Here is an 18,466-nt window from a genome sequence, read left to right on the forward strand (position 1 = left end):
GGTCGATCGACTGGTCCGGGCGGACGGGAGTTCATCCCGGGACCGCCGCCGGGCTGCCGGCCCGCACGGTGAGCGGCTGTGGATCGAGCCAGATCCGTGGGCCGCCGTGGCGCAGCCGGAGCAGGAAGGCCAGAGCGCCCGAAGTGCCCGTTCCGTACGCGGGGGTCGAGCCGGTGCCGGTCTCGTCCGGGAGTACGAGCAGCCCTTCCCTGAGCGCGGTGCGGGAGGCGATCAGACTCGCCAACTCCCAGGCACCGGAACGGAATCGCTCCTCGCCGGTGGCCTCGGCCAGGTCGAGCAGGTACTCGCCGTCTCCGGCCAGACCGTGGCAGGCGCACGCCCCGCTGTGCCACCGGCCGTCGAGGACGGCCTGCCCGGCGGCGACCGCCAGCTCGTACGCGGTGCGCTCGCCCGTGGCCCGCCAGAACCGGACCAGGAAGCTGCCGACACCGGACGAACCGCTGCACCAGTGCGCCAGCCTGACGCTCGCCGCGTCGCCCGCACTCTGCGGCCACCAGGCGCCGCGCCCGTCAGGACCGTCGCGCCGTACGGTCGCGGCCAGCGTCCCGGCGGCCTCACGGGCCCCGGCGAGCAGTCGGTCGTCCCCGGTGGCCTCGGCGGCGGCGAGCAGGAAGGCGCCCACCCCGGCGACCCCGTGGGCGTACCCGAGGTGCGTGACACCGGCGAGACTCGAGTCGAAGTCCTCCGGTACCGGCCAGACCGTGCCGTACGGCTCGCGCTGCGCGGCCTGAAGCAGGCCGTGAGCGCACTCGGCCGCCCGGTCGAGGTAGTCGGCACACCCGGTGGAGCGGTACACCCTGAGCTGCAGAAACCCGGCCCCGGCGGCACCGTGGCAGATGTCCGGGTTGGGCCAGGCCAGTTGGACGCGGCGCGCCATCGCGCCAGCCCGGTCGGCGAGTGCAGAGTCTCCCAGCGCCTCGGCGGCGTCCAGCAGCGCCCAGGCCGCACCCGAGCGGCCGAAGTGCAGGCCGGGCAGCACGACCGGCTCGGCGGCGCAGCGCCGTTCGACCCACCCGGCGGCCGGCTCCGCGGTGCGCAGGGCCCGTTCACGTTCGGCTGCGGGCAGCGGGGCGAGCGTCGCGCGGGCCAGTACCGCGAGGACTCCGGCGGCGCCGTGCTGGACGTTGCACGGGTCCGTCAGCAGGCCGGCCGGGACGGTCGGCCAGAGCCGGTCGGGCCGCTCGGGGGTCGCGCTCTCGGTGAGCTGCCGCAGGCCGTCGGCGAGCAGGCGGTCCACCACGTCGGCGGTGGCCGGCCCGTCGGAAGCCTCGACGGTTCCCGGTGCCGCGGGGGAGTGTGTGGCCGCGGTCGCGTCCAGGGCCGGCCGGGGGCGCCCCAGCGCAGCCCGGACCTGCGCCAGGCCCCGACGCTGCTCGGGTTCCTCGGCGCGCAGGGCGAGGGCGAGCGGCGCAAGGCGTCGCGCGGTGTCGCCCGTCCGGGCGGCCAGGGCCAGCCAGCGGCCCAGGCGGTCGGCGACCGGGCGGGCCGAGGGCAGGTCCTCGGGCAGCAGTGGGTCGTGACCGGTCGAGAGCAGGAAGAACAGACCGCCGAGGGCGTACAGGTCGGTGGCGTAGTCGGCGGGGGAGCTGGTCACTCCCGGGCCCTGTTCGGGTGCCCGGTATCCGGGCGTCCCGGCCGAACCCGCCGTACTGCCCGCCTCCGCCGCGAGTTCGAGGTCGACGAGGCGCAGGGAACCGTCCGGCCGCACCATCACGTTGCCGGGTGCCAGGTCACGCACGACCAGCCCCTCGGCGTGTACCCGCCCGACCAGGTCGGTGAGTGCGAGGGAAAGCGGGCCGGCCTCGGGCCAGGCGACGTCCGGCGTACCGTCGCGGCGCAGCCGTTCGGCCACCCAGCCGCCCAGGGTCTGGCCGGCGATCCGTTCCTGCACCAGGAAGAGGGAGTCGCCCTGTTCGACCAGCTCGATCGGGTGCGGGGTCAGCGCGCGGCCGTCGAGCCGCTCCAGCAGTCGTGCCTCGTGGCGCAGGGCCACCGTGGCGTCCCGGCCCGACCGGTCCACCTCGATATGGGCCCGGGCCTGTTTGACCACCACGTCGGTGCCGCTGTGGGTGTCCCGGCCGAGGAAGACGCCGCCCTTGGTGCCGTGCCGGACGGCCGCCGTCAGCGCGTATCGGCCGCCGAGCAGCACCCCGGCGCCGCGCGCGCCGCCGCTTCGGCCCCGGGGGCCGGATGACTCGCCGCTTCGGGCCTGCCCCGTGCCCGGAGTGCCGGGACCGGTCGACCCCCTCCCCTCGACGGGGTCGACCGCCCAGGGCGGACAGCGGTAGCTCGCGGTCCGTACGTCCTCCACCCGGCTGCCGTCGGGGCCGTGCAGCATCGAGCGGTACGCGCCGTCGTTGCCGAGCTCGGCGCGGGCGGCGAAGGCCCCGTAGCGGTAGTGCACCCGGCTGCCGGGGACATACGGCCGGTCGGAGAGGACGGTCGGACCTGGCAGTCCCTCGGTGGCGCGGTGCAGCTCCTCGGCGATCCGCCGGAACTGCCGTTCGTCGGCCGGGTAGACGGTGATGAATTTCCCGGCGGAACCGCGCTCGCTGTTCCGGGAGTTGATTTCGTGGAGTCTTTCCCGGTCGGCCGCGAATTTGAATACACAGGGGTCTTCGGCGATGGCGGAGGCAACGGCGGCAAGGACCTCCGCCGCTGCTTCGGAGGCCGCGCTGACGTGAAGTTTCCACCCCTGCGCGGGTATCGCCGACGCCTCGGACGCGGTCGGTGCGCCGGACGCGGCCGGCCGGGCCGTGCACCAGAAGCCCTCGACGGTGAAACCCCAGTCACCCTCGGCTCCCCGGCTTCCACCGCCGGCCACGGCCGCCCGCGCCACCTCCAGCAACGTGCCGGCCGCACCCGGCGCGTCGTCCACCGACCCCGGCCCCCCAGCCGTACGCAGCGGTGTGCCCGCCCCCATCTGCTTCACACCCCTTCTCTGCGCCACCGCCGGTGCCCGCCGCAACGGGGACCGGCGATCCGGTCGGTTCTTGGAAGTACGGGACTGTGCCCCGGCCGCGTCCGCCGCCGGGCAACGGCCCGGAATCTCGGCGGAGCGCCCTTTTCGACCCCCCAGGTCGAGGCAACTCCCGTTCGCACCACTGAAGTTACTTTCGAGACGGGTGTGCCTCCAACGCCGGCGTGGTCACTTCACTCGTAAGGGTGATCTCGATTCGTTTTCGAATGCGCGCGACCCGTGGGGTGTGACCGGAGCGGAAGCGGCGATCGTGCCTCCGTGCGCCGTTACGGGCTCGTTCTCGCGCTCGGGTGTGCCGGTTGACGCGCAGCTGTACGGGCCGACGGCGGGAAGCGGACGGCGAGGTGCGGGACGTCGACGGGCAGCTTCGCCCACGTCGAAGGCCCGCCCGTACCCGCCGGGGGCCGGTGGGCTCTCCGCGCGCGGTAGTCTCGACAGGTGCCGAAACTGTCCGACGTCATCAGTGCCCTCGAAGAGCTGTACCCGCCGCGGTGGGCGGAATCCTGGGATGCGGTCGGGCTGGTCTGCGGCGACCCCGAGGCCGAGGTCAGCCGCGTCCTGTTCGCCGTGGACCCGGTCCAGGCGGTGGTCGACGAGGCCGTCGAGTGGGGCGCCGACCTGGTGGTGACCCACCACCCCCTCTATCTGCGCGGCACCACCAGCGTCGCCGCGACCGGCTTCAAGGGACGGGTGGTGCACACCCTGATCCGCGCCGGAATCGCCCTGCACGTCGCGCACACCAACGCCGACCACGCCGACCCGGGCGTCTCCGACGCCCTCGCGGAGGCGGTGGGGCTGCGGGTCCTCGGTCCGCTGATCCCGGACCCGACCGACCCGGCGGGTCGTCGCGGCACCGGCCGGATCGGCGTACTGGAACCGCCGCTCACCCTCTCCGCCTTCGCCGCCCAGGTGGCCGCCGGGCTGCCGCCCACGGCCGCCGGCGTCCGGGTGGCAGGGGACGCCGAGCAGCTGATCGGCCGGGTCGCGGTCTGCGGCGGCTCCGGGGACAGCTTCTTCGCCGAGGTCCGGGCCGCCGGTGTCGATGCGTATGTCACCGCGGATCTGCGCCACCACCCGGCCTCCGAGGCCACCGAGGCCGCGCCCGTCGCCCTGGTGGACGCCGCGCACTGGGCCACCGAGTGGCCCTGGCTGGAGTTCGCCGAGCGCGGGCTGACCGCAGCGGCCGAGAAGCACGGCTGGCCGCTGGAGACCAAGGTCTCCCACGTGGTCACCGACCCGTGGACGGCCCACGCCCCGATGACCGCAGTGGTCTCGTCGGCCGACGACCGGGCTGCGAGACTGTGACGTCCACGCCTTGGTGACGACCTCGCCTCCGTGACGGCCCCGTGTCCGTGACGACCTCGCGCAGAACCTCGCGCACCCCGAACCCGACCTGAACCTGACCGATTCACAGGAGCTTTCCGCTTGAACGCCGCGCCCGCCGACCAGATCCGCCTGCTCGACCTGCAGGCCATCGACTCCCGCCTCGACCAGCTGGCCCACCGGCGCCGCAGCCTGCCCGAGCACGCCGAGATCGAGAAGATCAACGCCGATCACACCGCCCTCAAGGACCTGGTCGTGGCCGCCCAGGCCCAGCTCGGCGACACCACCCGTGAGCTGACCAAGGCCGAGCAGGACGTCGAGCAGGTCCGCACCCGGGCCACCCGCAACCAGCAGCGCCTCGACTCCGGCGCCATCACCTCCCCGAAGGACCTGGAGAACCTCCAGCACGAGATCGGCTCGCTGGCCAAGCGTCAGTCCGACCTGGAGGACGTCGTCCTGGAGGTCATGGAGCGCCTGGAGTCCGCGCAGACCCGCGTCACCGAGCTCTCGGCCCGCCTGGAGCACTCCTCGGTCATCCTCAAGGAGGCCGAGGAGCGTCGGGACGCGGCCTTCGCCGAGATCGACAGCGAGGCCGAGAAGGTCAAGCGCGACCGCGAGACCGTCGCCGTCGTCATCCCGGCCGACCTGCTCAAGCTCTACACCCGCCTGCGCGAGCAGCAGGGCGGCGTCGGCGCGGCCCGGCTCTACCAGCGCCGCTGCGAGGGCTGCCGGGTGGAGTTCTCCACCGCGGACCTGGCCGCCATCAAGCGCGAGCCGAAGGATGCGGTCGTCCGCTGCGAGAACTGCTCGCGCATCCTGGTGCGGACGGCCGACTCGGGCGTCTGAGTCTGTGGTACATCGGTGCCTGATCGGTGTCCGTGGGACATCGGTCGGTAGTGGGCCGGTCGGCGGAGGGTCGGTCGGTAGCAGGTCTGTCGGTGGAGGGTCGGTAGATGGCGGGGCGCAGGTTCATCGTTGAGGCAGACGGCGGTTCCCGGGGCAACCCGGGACCGGCCGGTTACGGCGCGGTCGTCCGGGACGGCGACACCGGCCAGATCATCGCCGAGGACGCCGAGTTCATCGGGCATGCCACCAACAACGTGGCCGAGTACAAGGGCCTGATCGCCGGTCTGCGGGCGGCGCACGAGCTGGACCCGGACGCCGGTGTCGACGTCCGGATGGACTCCAAGCTGGTCGTCGAGCAGATGTCGGGGCGCTGGAAGATCAAGCACCCCGACATGCAGCCGCTCGCCGCCGAGGCGCGTGCCGTCTTCCCCCGCTCCCAGGTCACGTACACCTGGATCCCGCGCGAGAAGAACAAGGACGCGGACCGGCTGGCCAACGAGGCGATGGACGCGGGCAAGGCCGGGCGCCAGTGGGAGCCCAAGGTGCGTCCGGCGGCTGCGGTGACCGCCCCGGCGGCGGCCCGGGTCGAGGAGGAGCTGCCGGCGCCGGCCTCGCCCAAGGCCGGCTGGGCGCTCCCGGCCGACCTCGGCACGCCCACCACGTTCGTACTGCTCCGGCACGGGGAGACCGCACTCACCCCGGAGAAGCGATTCTCCGGGAGCGGCGGAGGCGATCCCGAGCTCTCCGAGAGGGGGCAGTGGCAGGCGGTGCGGGCCGCCGAGGCCCTTGCCTCGCGCGGCACCATCCAGGCTGTCGTCAGCTCTCCGATGCAGCGCACCCGGCAGACCGCCGAGGCCGTGGCAGCCAAGCTCGGCCTGGAGGTCCGGATCGAGGACGGGCTGCGGGAGCTGGACTTCGGCGACTGGGAGGGGCTCACCTTCGCCGAGGTGCAGGAGCGCTACCCCGATGACCTCGCCGCCTGGCTCGGGTCGGCGAAGGCCAAGCCGACCGGCAGCAGCGAGAGCTTCACCACCCTCACCCACCGGCTCGGCGTCGCCCGCGACAAGATCCTCGCCCGATACCCGGGCAAGACGGTGCTGGTCGTCTCGCACGTCAGCCCGATCAAGACCCTGGTGCGGCTGGCGCTCGGCGCACCGCCGGACTCGATGTACCGGATGGAGCTGTCGGCGGCGTCGTTCTGCGCCGTGCAGTACTACTCGGACGGGAACGCCTCGCTGCGGCTGCTCAACGACACCAGCCACCTGCGCTGAGCGCGTACCGCCGACCGCCGGCCGCTGACCGGCAACGAATGACGGATGACCGTTGACAGAATCTGAAATCTGCCAACGGTCATCCGTTATTTGCTATTCGCTATTCGATATCCCTCAGCCGGAATCCCTCAGCCGCAAGCCGTCAGCCGGAATCCCTCAGTGCACGTCCGTCACCACGACGTCCAACTGCCAGGGCTTTCGCGCCGACCCCTCGGCCGATACCTCCACCCGGTAGCCGAGCCCGAGCAGTGCGTCCACCAGCTCGGCGGGCGAACCCGGCTCGGCCTCCGAGTTGAGCAGGTCCTTGACCAGCCGCCCCTTGGTGGCCTTGTTGAAGTGGCTCACCACCGACCGCTTCAGCACCCCGTCCACCTCGCGCTCCTGAAGCACCCGCACGGTGGCCATACGCGACACCAGCTCGCCCGTCGGCTTCCAGGCCGCTGCGTACGCCGAGCTGCGCAGGTCCAGTACCAGACCGTCCGCAGCCGCGGCCGGAAGCACCGACTCCATCTCGCGCCGCCAGTACGCCCCGAGCGCCCCCAGCGGCGGCAGCTTCACACCCATCGAGCAGCGGTACGGCGGGATCAGGTCACCGATTCGCACCGCGCCCCACAGCCCTGAGAACACCAGCAGCGAACGCTCCGCCCGCTCGTACGCGGCCTCGTCCAGCTTGGCCAGCCCGAGTGCATCGAACAGGACCCCGGTGTACACCTCGCCCGCAGGCAGCGCACCCGCCGTCCGCAGCCCGGCGTTGCGGGTCACCTCCCCGCGCAGGCCCTTGCTCAGGCCGAGTACGCCCTGAGCCGTGTCCACGTCGCCCGAGCAGAGCTCGACCAGCGTGTTCAGCACGGTCTCCCGGGCCGCCGAGAGGCCGGGCAGCGAGAGTTCGTCCAGCGCCAGCGGCACCCCGGCCCCGGATGCGGCCTTCCCTTCCGACGGCGGCAACAGGACCAGCACAGCGGACTCCTCAACACTCTCGGCAGATCAACACTTTGTGGCAGCAAACCCTGCCACTTTACGCACTCCTCCACGCACCCCGGGCGGCGGCCACCACCGCACCCGTTGCCCGGACCGCACCCGTTGCGAGGACCGGAACCGCCGCTCGCGTCCTGCGCGCGCCGCCACCGGGCCACCCCACCCCACCGGCCGTACGCTGCGACCATGCCGCGCCCACAACTCACCGTCAGAGCCGTCGACTCCGCCCGGATCAACACCGAGCTCGCCGAACTGCGGGCCGGAATGGACCTGCGCACCGAGTGGCCCGCCGAAGTCCTCGCCGAGGCCGAACGCGCCGCCGCCGTACCCCGGTTGCCCGATCTCGACGCGACCGATCTCGACCTGTTCACCCTCGACCCGCCCGGTTCCCGGGACCTCGACCAGGCCGTGCACCTCGCCCGACGCGGCTCCGGCTACCGCATCCACTATGCGATCGCCGACGTTGCCGCCTTCGTCTGCCCCGGCGGTGCGATCGACTCCGAGGCACGGCGCCGGGTCCAGACCCTCTACTTCCCGGACGAGCGCATCCCGCTCCACCCCGTCCGCCTCTCCGAGGGCGCCGCCAGCCTGCTCCCCGGCGAGCTGCGCCCTGCCCTGCTCTGGCAGCTCGACCTCGACGAGGACGGCTCCGTTCTGCTCGCCGACCTCCGCCGGGCCAAGGTCCGCTCCCGCCGCCGCCTGGACTACGAGACCGTCCAGGGCGAGCTCGACGCCAGGACCGCCGACGAGCAACTCCGTCTCCTCGCCGAGATCGGCCGCCTGCGCGAAGCCCAGGAGGAGGCGCGCGGCGGCGTCAGCCTGCCCCTCCCCGAGCAGGAGGTCGAGCCGGTGGACGGTGGCTACCGGCTCGACTACCGCGCCCCGCGTCCTGCCGACGGCTGGAACGCCCAGATCTCCCTGCTCACCGGAATGGCAGCCGCAGAGCTCATGCTCGGCGCGGGCGTCGGCCTGCTCCGTACGCTCCCCGGCGCGCCCGAGTCCGCGTACGCCCGGCTGCGCCGGATCGCCTGCGCCCTGGACGTGGACTGGCCCGTCGGCATGTCCTACCCCGAGCTGATCCGCTCGCTCCGCCCCGCCCGCGCCGCCCACGCGGCCTTCCTCAACGAGTGCACCGGTCTGCTGCGCGGCGCCGGATACCACGCGTTCGACACCGCCCGGGGCATCCCGGCCCCGGCCGAACCCGGGCACGCCGCACTCGGCGCCCCGTACGCGCACTGCACCGCGCCGCTGCGCCGCCTCGCCGACCGGTACGCCCAGGAGATCTGTGTCTCGATCGCGGGTGGCGCCGATGTCCCGGCCTGGGTTCAGGACGCGCTGCCCGGGGTGCCCCGGCTGATGGAGAGCGGTGACCGGCGGGCCCATGAGGTGGAGCACGCCTGCATCGACCTGGTCGAGGCCGAGCTGCTGCGCGGGCGCGAAGGCGAGGACTTCGACGCCGTGGTGATCGACATCGACGAGCGGAAGCCGGCCAACGGCACGGTGCAGCTGTGCGAACCGGCCGTGATCGCCAGGTGCGACGGCAACTCCCACCACCTGCCGCTCGGTGAGCGGATCCGGGTCCGGCTCACCAAGGCGGACCCGGCCACCCGTACGGTCCGCTTCTCCCCGGCCTGAGCCGGGCCGCGAGGTCCGGGACCGGACGGCTGCTCACCGGGCTGTCCCGTATGTCCGCCGGGCCGTCTCGCGAGCCGACACGCCTTTTCCCCACCGCCGACCTTCTGGGATGATCAACGGGTGAACGTACCAACCGTTCCATCCACGCCGTCGACTCGCCGACGGCGGTTGCTCGTACTCGCGATCTGCTGCCTCAGCCTGTTCATCGTCGGGCTGGACAACACGGTCGTGAACATCGCACTGCCGTCCATCCAGCGCGACCTCGGTGCGGCAGCCTCCGGGCTCCAGTGGATCATCGACGCCTACACCCTGGTGCTCGCCGCCCTGCTGATCCTCTCCGGCTCGGTCGCCGACCGGATCGGGCGGCGCCGGGTGTTCCAGACCGGGTTGGTCGTCTTCGTCCTCGGTTCGCTGCTGTGCAGCCTCGCGCCCGGCCTGGGCTGGCTGGTCGCCTTCCGTGCGATGCAGGCGGTGGGCGGTTCCATGCTGAACCCCGTGGCGATGTCGATCATCACCAACACCTTCACCGACCCGCGCGAACGTGCCCAGGCGATCGGCGTCTGGGGCGGCGTCGTCGGGATCAGCATGGCGCTCGGCCCGCTGATCGGTGGCTTCCTGGTGGAGGCCGCCGGATGGCCCTCGATCTTTCTCATCAACGTCCCCATCGGCCTTGCCGCCTGTGCCCTGACCTTCCGCTACGTCCCCGAGTCCCGGGCCCCGAGGCCCCGGCGGCTCGACCCGGTCGGGCAGCTGCTGATGGTGCTGCTGCTCGGGGCGGGCACGGCAGCGATCATCGAGGGGCCGGGCCACGGCTGGACCTCCCCGCTGATCCTGGCCCTCGGCGCTGTCGCCCTCGTCGCTCTGCTCGTCCTGCCCTGGTGGGAACTGCGCACCGCAGAGCCCCTGATCGACCCGCGCTTCTTCCGCAGCGCCCCGTTCACGGGTGCCACCGTCACCGCGGTCTGCGCCTTCGCCGCGCTCGGCGGCTTCCTCTTCCTCAACACCCTCTACCTGCAGAACGTCCGCCACTACAACCCGGTCGAGGCCGGGCTCTGGACCCTGCCGATGGCCGGAATGACGCTGATCTTCGCGCCGCTCTCCGGGCGTGTCGTAGGGCATCACGGACCTCGCATCCCGCTGATCGTCGCGGGTGTGGCGCTGACCGCGAGCGGCGTCCTGCTCACCCGGCTCGCCGACGACTCGCCCGCCGCACTGCTCCTGATCGCATACACGCTGTTCGGGATCGGCTTCGGCCTGGTCAACGCGCCGATCACCAACTCCGCGGTCTCCGGCATGCCGGTCTCCCAGGCGGGTGTCGCGGCCGCCGTCGCCTCGACCAGCCGCCAGATCGGGCAGTCGCTCGGTGTCGCCGTGATCGGTACGGTCGTCGCCTCCGCCGCCTCCGCCGGTGCCTCGTTCGGCGCCAAGGGCGGAGCGGCAGCCGCCAAGTTCACCGCGGCCAGCCACACCGGCTGGTGGATCGTGGCGGGCCTGGGTGTGGTCGTCCTGCTGCTCGGACTGCTGACCACGACCGCCTGGGCCACCCGGACCGCCGCCGGTGTCGCCGTCCGCCTCGCCCCCGAGGAGGGGCGCCACCCGGTCGCGCGCTGACAGCGCAGGCAGGTGCGGGCCGGAGTCCGGCCGGGCCCGTACGGGAGGCTGTCGCCGACCGGCTACGATGACCGTACGGCGGATGAGCCGGCCGGGCGGTCGCGTCGGGTCCTTTCGAGGGCCCGCCGAGGAACGTCCGGGCTCCACAGAGCAGGGTGGTGGGTAACGCCCACCCGGGGTGACCCGCGGGACAGTGCCACAGAAAGCAGACCGCCTGCGGCCCCCTCGGCCACAGGTAAGGGTGAAACGGTGGTGTAAGAGACCACCAGCGACCGAGGTGACTCGGTCGGCTCGGTAAACCCCACTCGGAGCAAGGTCAAGATCGGTGCCTTCGGGCGCCGTGCGCGGATGTTCGAGGGCTGCTCGCCCGAGTCCGCGGGTAGACCGCACGAGGCTGTCGGCAACGGCAGCCCTAGATGGATGGCCGCCTCCCCGGGCCGCGCAAGCAACCCGGGAGACAGAACCCGGCGTACAGGCCGACTCGTCCGCCGCCTCGTAAGAGGGAGGCCCCTGATCTGCATTTATGCAGGGCGGGGGCCTTTTTCTGTCCGGTCGAAGTCGTGGTCGATTGCTCACTCTTCGTGTCTGTTGCGGCCTGTTTCTCGGTGTGCTGTGGCGATTGTGTGGCGATGGGAGAGGCTCAGGAGCGCCCTGATTGCCGGAGTGTGTCCCGTCATGCGAGGCAGTGCCAGACTGCTCAGCACAGCACCCGTCCTGCCGCATGTATCGCGGTAGGCCGGCCGGAGAGCCGGTGGCTGAACCGTCGGCGCGGCTCGTGTAAGATAAAACGCAGACTTCAGAGCTTGGCGCCGACAACAAACATCAGCGTCAGACTTTCGGTGGTCACAGCGAGAGGGAAACGCCCGGTCACATTCCGAACCCGGAAGCTAAGCCTTTCAGCGCCGATGGTACTGCAGAGGGGACTCTGTGGGAGAGTAGGACGCCGCCGAATACTATTAAGCCCGCCCCGGCAGTCATTGACTGCCGGGGCGGGCTGCTATGCGCTGTGGTTTGTGTAACTGCTGGGCTCAACCTTCGGAAATACCGCGCCATTCGAGGAGGTCGTTCCCCTCGTTCACGAACCGGGCAGACGAGCCGGTGACGATTGCCGCCCCGGCCCTGGCTGACCGCGTGCGCCGAGAGCGGCGCCACGATTGTCGGCGATGATGCCTGCGGCCTGGACGACCTGGTCGCGGGCGGCCTGGAGGGTGATGCTGAAGCCCGCCCGGTCGGGATCCGCGCCGGGAACGGTCGATGTCGCGTCGGCGATCGCGGTCCTGATCAGCTGGTGGGCCGGGAGTTTGCGTATCCGCTGCTGGACGGACCCGCACTCGGCCAGAGCCGCGTCGACCATCTCGAAGGGCACGATCCGCGTCAACTCGCCCGGATGGCCCGGGGCCAAGACACCTTCGGCTACCGCGATCTCGCGGCTGATGACAGACCGTCCGGACAGCGGAGCTCCCGTGGTGAACGACTCGTCTTGGAGGGCAAGCCGTTCTACCGGGGCTCCGCTTCCTGCGTCCGGGGATCGCAGATCAAGGCCCCTTGCCAGCAGCCTCACGGCCGTAACTTCATGGCCCTGGGCTTTGGGGCTTGAGCAGCCCAAGTCAGAGGCTGGACGCTCACGGTCTCGTAATGCGGCGGTGTGAATCCGCCCCGCGCTACTGCGCGTTGATCGCCCGCAGCATGTTCGGGCGGGCCGCCCGCCGGGCCGGCCAGACCGCCGCCAGCACCCCGATCGCCAGACCGAGCAGCAGGAACAGGCCGAGCCGCGCCCAGGGCAGCACGATCTCGTACTGCGAAAGCGAGGATTTGGTGAGGCTACCGCACGCCCAGGCCAGGAAGATCCCCGTGCCGATGCCCAGGGCCGCGCCGAACAGCGAGATCACCACGGATTCCAGGCGCACCATCTGCTTGACGCCCCTGTTGTCGAGGCCGATCGCGCGCAGCAGCCCGATCTCCCGGGTCCGCTCGAAGACCGACATGGCCAGGGTGTTGACGACGCCGAACACTCCGATGACGACGGTCATGCCGAGCAGGCCGTACATCATGTTGAGCATCGCATCGATCTGGCCGGACTGAGCCTTCGTCAACTGCTCCTGGTTCTGCACCTGGAGGAGCGGACTGTTGCCGAGGGCCCTGCGGATGTCCTGGTCGAGGCCGCTCGTGTTCCGGTCGGACGCGGCCTTGACCAGAATGCTGTCGAGCTTCCCTCCGTCCGCGTACGGCAGGACATCGTCCATGGTGCCTATGGCGCCGCCGACGGCGCGGGTCTGCTGGTAGACACCGACGACGGTCAGCTCCTTCTTGTCGTGGCCGAAGCCCAGCGTGCCTTGGAAGGTGTCGCCCTTCGACAGGCCGGTGTCCTTGGCCAGCTTGTCGGAGAGCGCGACCTTGCCGGGGCCGATGTCTGCGAGCGAGCCGCTGCTGAACTTCAGGTCGGAGACCCTGCCAAGCTGCTGCGGGTCCGCGGCGGTGAGCGCGGCGAACTTGCCCCGTGCACCCAGGGTCGAGGAGGCGACGGGCGCCGACTCCGCGACGCCCGGGACTTCGGCGACCTTCGCGCCGAGCGCGGGGTCGATGCCGACGAAGCCGGTGTTGGACACCTTGTAGTCTGCGGTCAGGCCCCCTACTGCCGCCGCCTTGAGAGCGGCGTTCATAGAGCTGCCGGTCACGCTCAGGCCCGTGATCAGGGTGAGCCCGATCATCAGGGCGGAGGCGGTGGCGGCGGTGCGGCGCGGGTTGCGCAGCGCGTTCTCCTTGGCGAGCTTGCCGCTGACGCCGAAGAGCCGGGTGGTGACCGCTCCCGCGAGCCGGATCAGCGGCCGGGACAGCAGTGGTGCGATCACGATCATGCCGGTCAGCGCGAGCACGGAGCCGAGTCCGGCGGTTTTGAGGTTGGTGTCGGCTCCGTTCTTCTGCGTGGAGACGTACAGCATGGTGAGGACACCAACGCCGGTGAGCAGCCCGCCGAGGCTGTTGCGGAGCACCATGCTGCGCCTGGGCGGTGTCTGGTCGACGGTGGTCAGTGCCTCGATCGGTGCGACCTTCGCGGCCTTGCGGGACGGCAGCCAGGCGGCGAGCACGGTGACGCCGACGCCGACCAGGAGGGACCGGACGAGCGCGTCCGTGGAGACGACCAGGGGGCCGTTCGGCAGGCCCGCGCCGCTCGCGTTGAGGACTGGCCGCGTGGCGGTCGCGATACCGATTCCGAGCACGATTCCAGCTGCGGAGGCGCCGAGTCCGAGAAGCCCGGCCTCGGTGAGGACCGCGCGGACGACCTGGCGGCGCGAGGCCCCTACGGCGCGCAGCAGCGCGGTCTCACGGCTTCGCTGAGCGATCAGCATGGTGAAGGTGTTGGCGATGACGAAGACGCCGACGAACAGCGCGGTCCCGGCGAAGGCCAGGAGCATACGGGTGAGCTCCTTGGTGTTCTCGGCGATCCGCTCCGCCTGCTCGTATCCGAGCTGAGCTCCGCTGGTGACCGTGATGCCCTCGGCGGGCAGCAGCGCGCGGATCTTGCTGGTGAGCTCCTGATTGTCGGTGCCGGGTGCAGAGCCGACGGCCAGCTCGTCGAACCGGCCCGCCTGCAGGAAGAGCTGCTGTGCGGTGCTGGTGTCGAAGAGCGCGAGGCTGCCGCCTGCGGTCACGCGCGGGTCGTCAGTGTTGACGGTGCCGACCAGCTTCTTGGTGAGTGTGGGGCCCTGGGTGGCGAAGCGGACGGAGTCACCGATGGCGTAGCCGGCCTTCTCGGCGGTACGCCGGTCCAGAGCTATCTCTCCGCTGGCGGTGGGGCCGCGTCCGGCGCTGACGGGGAAGCGGCTGTCCCGGTCCGTGTCCGGTGTGTCCGGTGAATAGTTGGTCGCCAGGTTCTGCCAGTTGTTGTCGGCGTTCAGCGGTCGGCCGTCCTTGGCTGCCAGGGTGGCGGTGCCGTTGACGGTGGGGTGCACGGACGTGACGCCGGGCACGGCACGGACCTTGTCGGCGAGATCACTGGTGAGCGCCGTGGACCGGGCGTCGTCCGCCTCGCTGTCGGGGTTCCGCCGGGATGAGGCCTGTACGGATACGGCGACGTCCTTGAGGTTCTTGGCGGAGGCGCCGCGAAGGGCCTGGGTGACGGTGTCGCCGAAGACGAGCGTGCCGGAGACGAAGGCGACGCCGAGCGTGATCGCGAGGGCGGTCATGACCAATCGGGCTTTGTGCGCGAAGACGTTGCGCAGGGCTGTACGCAGCATGGCGGTGGTCCCACTTCTAGGGTGCGTGGCGGAGGTCCGTGCGGGGAGCGGGCGGCCGGGTCAGCTCGTGCGGGCCTTGGTGTCGAACTGCCTCATCCGGTCCAGGACGCCCTCGGCGGTTGGTGCGAGCAGCTCGTCGGTGAGTCGGCCGTCGGCGAGGAAGACCACGCGGTCGGCGTAGGCGGCGGCCGCCGGGTCGTGGGTGACCATCACGATGGTCTGGCCCCACTCCCGTACGGAATCCCGCAGGAAGCCCAGGATCTCGGAGCCGGAGCGGGAGTCCAGGTTGCCGGTCGGCTCGTCCGCGAAGATGATCTCCGGCCGGGACGCGAGGGCGCGGGCCACGGCGACACGCTGCTGCTGGCCGCCGGACAGCTGAGCGGGGCGGTGGCTCAGTCGTCCGGAGAGGCCGACGGTCGCCACGACCGTGTCCAGCCACTGCTGGTCCGGCCTGCGGCCCGCGATGGCCATCGGCAGCGTGATGTTCTCCAGCGCCGTCAGCGTGGGGAGCAGGTTGAACGCCTGGAAGACGAAACCGACGCTGTCCCGGCGCAGCCGGGTGAGCTGTCGGTCGTTCAGGCTGGACAGTTCGGTGTCACCGATCTGTGCGGAGCCTGTGGAGACCGAGTCGAGACCCGCCATGCAGTGCATCAGAGTCGACTTGCCGGAGCCGGACGGCCCCATGATCGCGGTGAACCGGCCACGTCCGAACTCCAACGAGACCGAGTCCAGGGCGACGATCCGGGTCTCGCCCTGGCCGTAGACCTTGCACAGCCCGGTGGCCCGGGCGGCGGCAGAACCCGTGGAGAAGTGGGCGGGCACGGGGGCGGCTGCCTGCATTGACATGTCAGCTCCGGAGTTACGGGGAAGAGGTTCTGTGACTGCCTCTCATCCTCGATGCGCCGTGCTGCGGAACCGTCGGCCTCAGGGCGTGAATGAGGCGTCTGTCGAAGGTCGGGCCCGGGGGCGCGCGTAGTCCTCGGGGCGGACGGCCGTCTCTGTCCTTCGGCAGAGACGGTGTGCGGGGCCGCTGCTCAGGACAGCAGCCCCGTCCGGTAGGCGAGGACCGCCGCCTGGACCCGGCTGTCCGTGCCCGTCTTCACCAGGACGGCGCTGACGTGGGTCTTCACCGTGCCCACGCCGATCCCCAGATGACGGCCGATCTCCGCGTTGGCGAGGCCCTGGCCCAGCAATGCGAGGACGTCGCGTTCCCGGCCGGTGAGCGCTGCCAGCCGCTGTCCGGGGACGGAACCGGAGGCCGGTGCTGACGCCCCCTCGGGTCCCGGCTTGCCGGCATCGCCGCCCAGCATGCGCTCGATGACGGTGCGGGTGACCTTGGGCGAGAGGACCGCGTCGCCCGCGGCGGCGGCCCGTACCGCGCTGATCAGCTCCTGCGGGCCCTCGTCCTTGAGGAGAAAGCCGGTGGCGCCGGACCGCAGCGCGCGCGTCACGTTCTTCTCGTCGCCGAACGTGGTGAGCATGACGACCTGCGGCCGGGGGCGGAGGGCGAGGAGCCGCTCGATCGTGGCGAGCCCGTCGAGCACGGGCATCCGGATATCGATCAGGGCCACGTCGGGACGGGTCTCGCCGGCGACCCGCACGGCCTCCTCGCCGTTCGTCGCCTCGCCGACCACCTCGATGCCTTCGGCATGGCGCAGGATCAGCCGGACGCCGTGCCGGATCAGCTCCTCGTCGTCGGCGAGCAGGACCCGGATCGGGCGGTGGTCGGAAGCGGGAAAGTCGGTCATGGGGACTCCCACGGTGGCGTACGCGACACCATCGGTACGGTGAAGCGGTCGATCGTGGCCAACGTATCGCCACGGAAGCAGAACCGGGTGATCCTGAGGTGATCGGGGCCCTCCTCGGCGCCCGCGGCAGCGGAGTCCCCACGGCCGGCGCCCTCGGTCGGCGGCGTGGCGTCCTCGAACGGAAACGTCGAGTACATGCAGCTCGTCACGGACTCCGGGTGGGCCGGCTCCCGACCCGTCGCCGCCGCGCGCACCGATGTGTTGTCCCCGTACACGGCCTCCTCCACCATCTTGCGGGACATCCCGATCCGGGGCGGCTCGTGATTGCGGGGGTCGGGTTCCGGGAACGCCTGGGTGACCAGCAGAAGGCCGCACATCATCATCACGCCCACGCCCATGAGGCCAAGGAACCCGCTGAGGGCATTCACGGCACGGCGTTGGACACCGGCGGGTGAGTGGTCGGAGCGCGGCTCGGACGGCGATTCACGCGGCGGGGCGCCCGCGGCGGCGAGGCTCGCTCCCGGGTCCGGCTGCGCCGGGATCCGTGCTGTCACCGCGAAGCCACCGGCCGGCGTCGGGCCCGCCTCCAGGGTGCCGCCGAGCAGTGCCACCCGTTCCCGCAGCCCGACGTGGCCGCGCCCCGAGCCCAGGCCGGTCTCCGCTTCCGGGGCCACGGTCGGAAGCCCGTTGCGTACGAGCACGTCCACACGGTTGTCGGTGTGGGTGACCACCACGGTGACACGGGCTCCGGCGGCGTACCGGTGCACGTTGGTCAGCGACTCGCGCACCACACGGTGCACCGCACGCCGCACCTGGGCCGCGCGGTCGTTCAGGTCGGGGCCGTCCCAGGTGAGATCGACGGGTATGCCGCCGCTGCGCGACTCCTCGGCCAGCGCCTCGACATCGGATCGGGTACCCGTAGTGTCGGTCAGGGCGTCGGTCCCGGTGTCCCGCCCCAACGGGCCCAGGACACCGAGCACTTCGCGCAGTTCCCGCATCGCGTCTGCGACGGCCCGGCGCACCAGGGCCGCCTCGTCGCGCAGTTCGGGCGACTCCTTCTGCAGTGCCATCTCCAGGCCGCCCGTGTGCAGCGAGATCAGGCTGAGCCGGTGGCCGATCAGGTCGTGCATCTCCGCAGCGATCCGGGACCGTTCATGTATCCGGGACTCGCTGTCCGCGAGCCGGCGGGCCGCCTCCGCGGCGGCGGCACGTTCCCGAAGCGCCCGCAGTAGCCGGTCCTCCTGGCCGCCCGAGATGCCGAGAAGTCCCGGCACCATCAGCGTGGTGGCGGCGAGTACGGCGCCGAGCGCGAGCCCGAACGGGTGGCTGCCGAGCCCGATGCCCGGGGCGAAGGCGGCGCAGGACAGCGTCGCCAGAACGGTCGAGGCGAGCAGCACAGCGCTCCGGCGCCGGGGGGCCGTCAGGTGCTTGGCCGTGGTGTACGCGGTCATGGCGGCCGGCAGCCCGGCGGCCGGCAGCAGGCCCACGACGGCGGAGATGCCCAGCAGGCTCGTCGTGGGGAAGCGACGGCGGACGGCGAGCAGGGCGAGGGCGAGGGCACCGAGGAGGAGCTGAATCTCGCCGGCCGAGCCCCGGCCCCGCAGGATCTGCTGGGTGAGGAGCATCAGCAACGCGCCGCCGGTCACTTCCGCGAGCGCGCGCCACGGTCCCCGGCTCTGTTTGCCAGGGGCCGTGAACGGATTTCGGGAGATGGGGGCCATCGGCCAATTGTCGGGGGCAGTGGTGCGTGTCCGTATGCGACCTGGGGATGAGGTACGGCTCCGTCGAAAGCCAGAGGCGTGGATCAGGCGTGCCCAGGGG

General features: G+C 71.6%; 12 protein-coding genes, 1 rRNA gene and 1 other RNA gene. 7 read left to right on the plus strand and 7 right to left on the minus strand.

Annotated elements, in window-relative coordinates:
- Positions 1-31: 31 nt before the first annotated feature.
- A complete protein-coding gene (gene lanL, locus P3T39_RS18755) occupies positions 32-2,944 on the minus strand; it encodes a class IV lanthionine synthetase LanL (protein ID WP_280699344.1) in 2,913 nt (970 codons plus the stop codon).
- Positions 2,945-3,439: 495 nt separating this feature from the next.
- Between lanL and P3T39_RS18760 the strand changes: the two genes are divergently transcribed.
- The 3 genes from P3T39_RS18760 (at position 3,440) to P3T39_RS18770 (ending at position 6,441) form a co-directional block, all read left to right on the plus strand.
- Positions 3,440-4,306, plus strand: a complete 867-nt coding sequence (locus P3T39_RS18760) for a Nif3-like dinuclear metal center hexameric protein (protein ID WP_280699147.1) — start codon at positions 3,440-3,442, stop codon at positions 4,304-4,306.
- Positions 4,307-4,426: 120 nt separating this feature from the next.
- Positions 4,427-5,170, plus strand: a complete 744-nt coding sequence (locus tag P3T39_RS18765) for a C4-type zinc ribbon domain-containing protein (RefSeq protein WP_280699149.1) — start codon at positions 4,427-4,429, stop codon at positions 5,168-5,170.
- A gap of 107 nt (positions 5,171-5,277) precedes the next feature.
- The gene (locus P3T39_RS18770) at positions 5,278-6,441 is read left to right on the plus strand and encodes a bifunctional RNase H/acid phosphatase (protein WP_280699152.1); all 1,164 of its coding nucleotides are present in this window, start codon (positions 5,278-5,280) and stop codon (positions 6,439-6,441) included.
- A gap of 156 nt (positions 6,442-6,597) precedes the next feature.
- Here the strand turns inward: P3T39_RS18770 and yaaA are convergent, their stop codons facing one another.
- Complete coding sequence (gene yaaA / locus P3T39_RS18775; RefSeq protein WP_280699154.1) at positions 6,598-7,398, minus strand: peroxide stress protein YaaA; 801 nt, start codon at positions 7,396-7,398, stop codon at positions 6,598-6,600.
- A 204-nt stretch (positions 7,399-7,602) separates the two neighbouring features.
- Between yaaA and P3T39_RS18780 the strand changes: the two genes are divergently transcribed.
- The 4 genes from P3T39_RS18780 to rrf all read left to right on the plus strand — a co-directional run bounded on the left by P3T39_RS18780 (position 7,603) and on the right by rrf (position 11,614).
- Entirely contained in the window at positions 7,603-9,051 is a 1,449-nt protein-coding gene (locus tag P3T39_RS18780; RefSeq protein ID WP_280699157.1) for an RNB domain-containing ribonuclease, read from the plus strand.
- A 168-nt stretch (positions 9,052-9,219) separates the two neighbouring features.
- Positions 9,220-10,662, plus strand: coding sequence for an MFS transporter (locus tag P3T39_RS18785; RefSeq protein ID WP_280699159.1), 1,443 nt, complete (start codon positions 9,220-9,222; stop codon positions 10,660-10,662).
- A gap of 83 nt (positions 10,663-10,745) precedes the next feature.
- An RNA gene (gene rnpB / locus P3T39_RS18790) (RNase P RNA component class A) lies at positions 10,746-11,150 on the plus strand.
- A 347-nt stretch (positions 11,151-11,497) separates the two neighbouring features.
- Positions 11,498-11,614: ribosomal RNA gene (gene rrf / locus P3T39_RS18795) — 5S ribosomal RNA — on the plus strand.
- Positions 11,615-11,737: 123 nt separating this feature from the next.
- Here rrf and P3T39_RS18800 read toward each other — a convergent pair.
- The 5 genes from P3T39_RS18800 to P3T39_RS18820 form a co-directional block, all read right to left on the minus strand.
- On the minus strand, positions 11,738-12,064 hold the full coding sequence (locus P3T39_RS18800; RefSeq protein WP_280699160.1) for a transposase domain-containing protein: 327 nt from the start codon (positions 12,062-12,064) through the stop codon (positions 11,738-11,740).
- A 259-nt stretch (positions 12,065-12,323) separates the two neighbouring features.
- Positions 12,324-14,897, minus strand: coding sequence for an ABC transporter permease (locus P3T39_RS18805; RefSeq protein WP_280699162.1), 2,574 nt, complete (start codon positions 14,895-14,897; stop codon positions 12,324-12,326).
- 60 nt (positions 14,898-14,957) lie between these two features.
- Positions 14,958-15,743 carry an ABC transporter ATP-binding protein gene (locus tag P3T39_RS18810; protein ID WP_280699168.1) on the minus strand — a complete coding sequence of 262 codons (786 nt, stop codon included), beginning with the start codon at positions 15,741-15,743 and terminating at the stop codon, positions 14,958-14,960.
- A 188-nt stretch (positions 15,744-15,931) separates the two neighbouring features.
- Complete coding sequence (locus P3T39_RS18815; protein WP_280699170.1) at positions 15,932-16,645, minus strand: response regulator transcription factor; 714 nt, start codon at positions 16,643-16,645, stop codon at positions 15,932-15,934.
- Positions 16,642-18,366, minus strand: coding sequence for a histidine kinase (locus P3T39_RS18820; protein WP_280699172.1), 1,725 nt, complete (start codon positions 18,364-18,366; stop codon positions 16,642-16,644). The genes P3T39_RS18815 and P3T39_RS18820 overlap by 4 nt, the downstream gene beginning before the upstream one ends.
- Positions 18,367-18,466 lie beyond the last annotated feature (100 nt).

Source organism: Kitasatospora sp. GP82 (genome assembly GCF_029892105.1).
In the GTDB taxonomy this organism is placed as follows: Bacteria; Actinomycetota; Actinomycetes; order Streptomycetales; family Streptomycetaceae; genus Kitasatospora.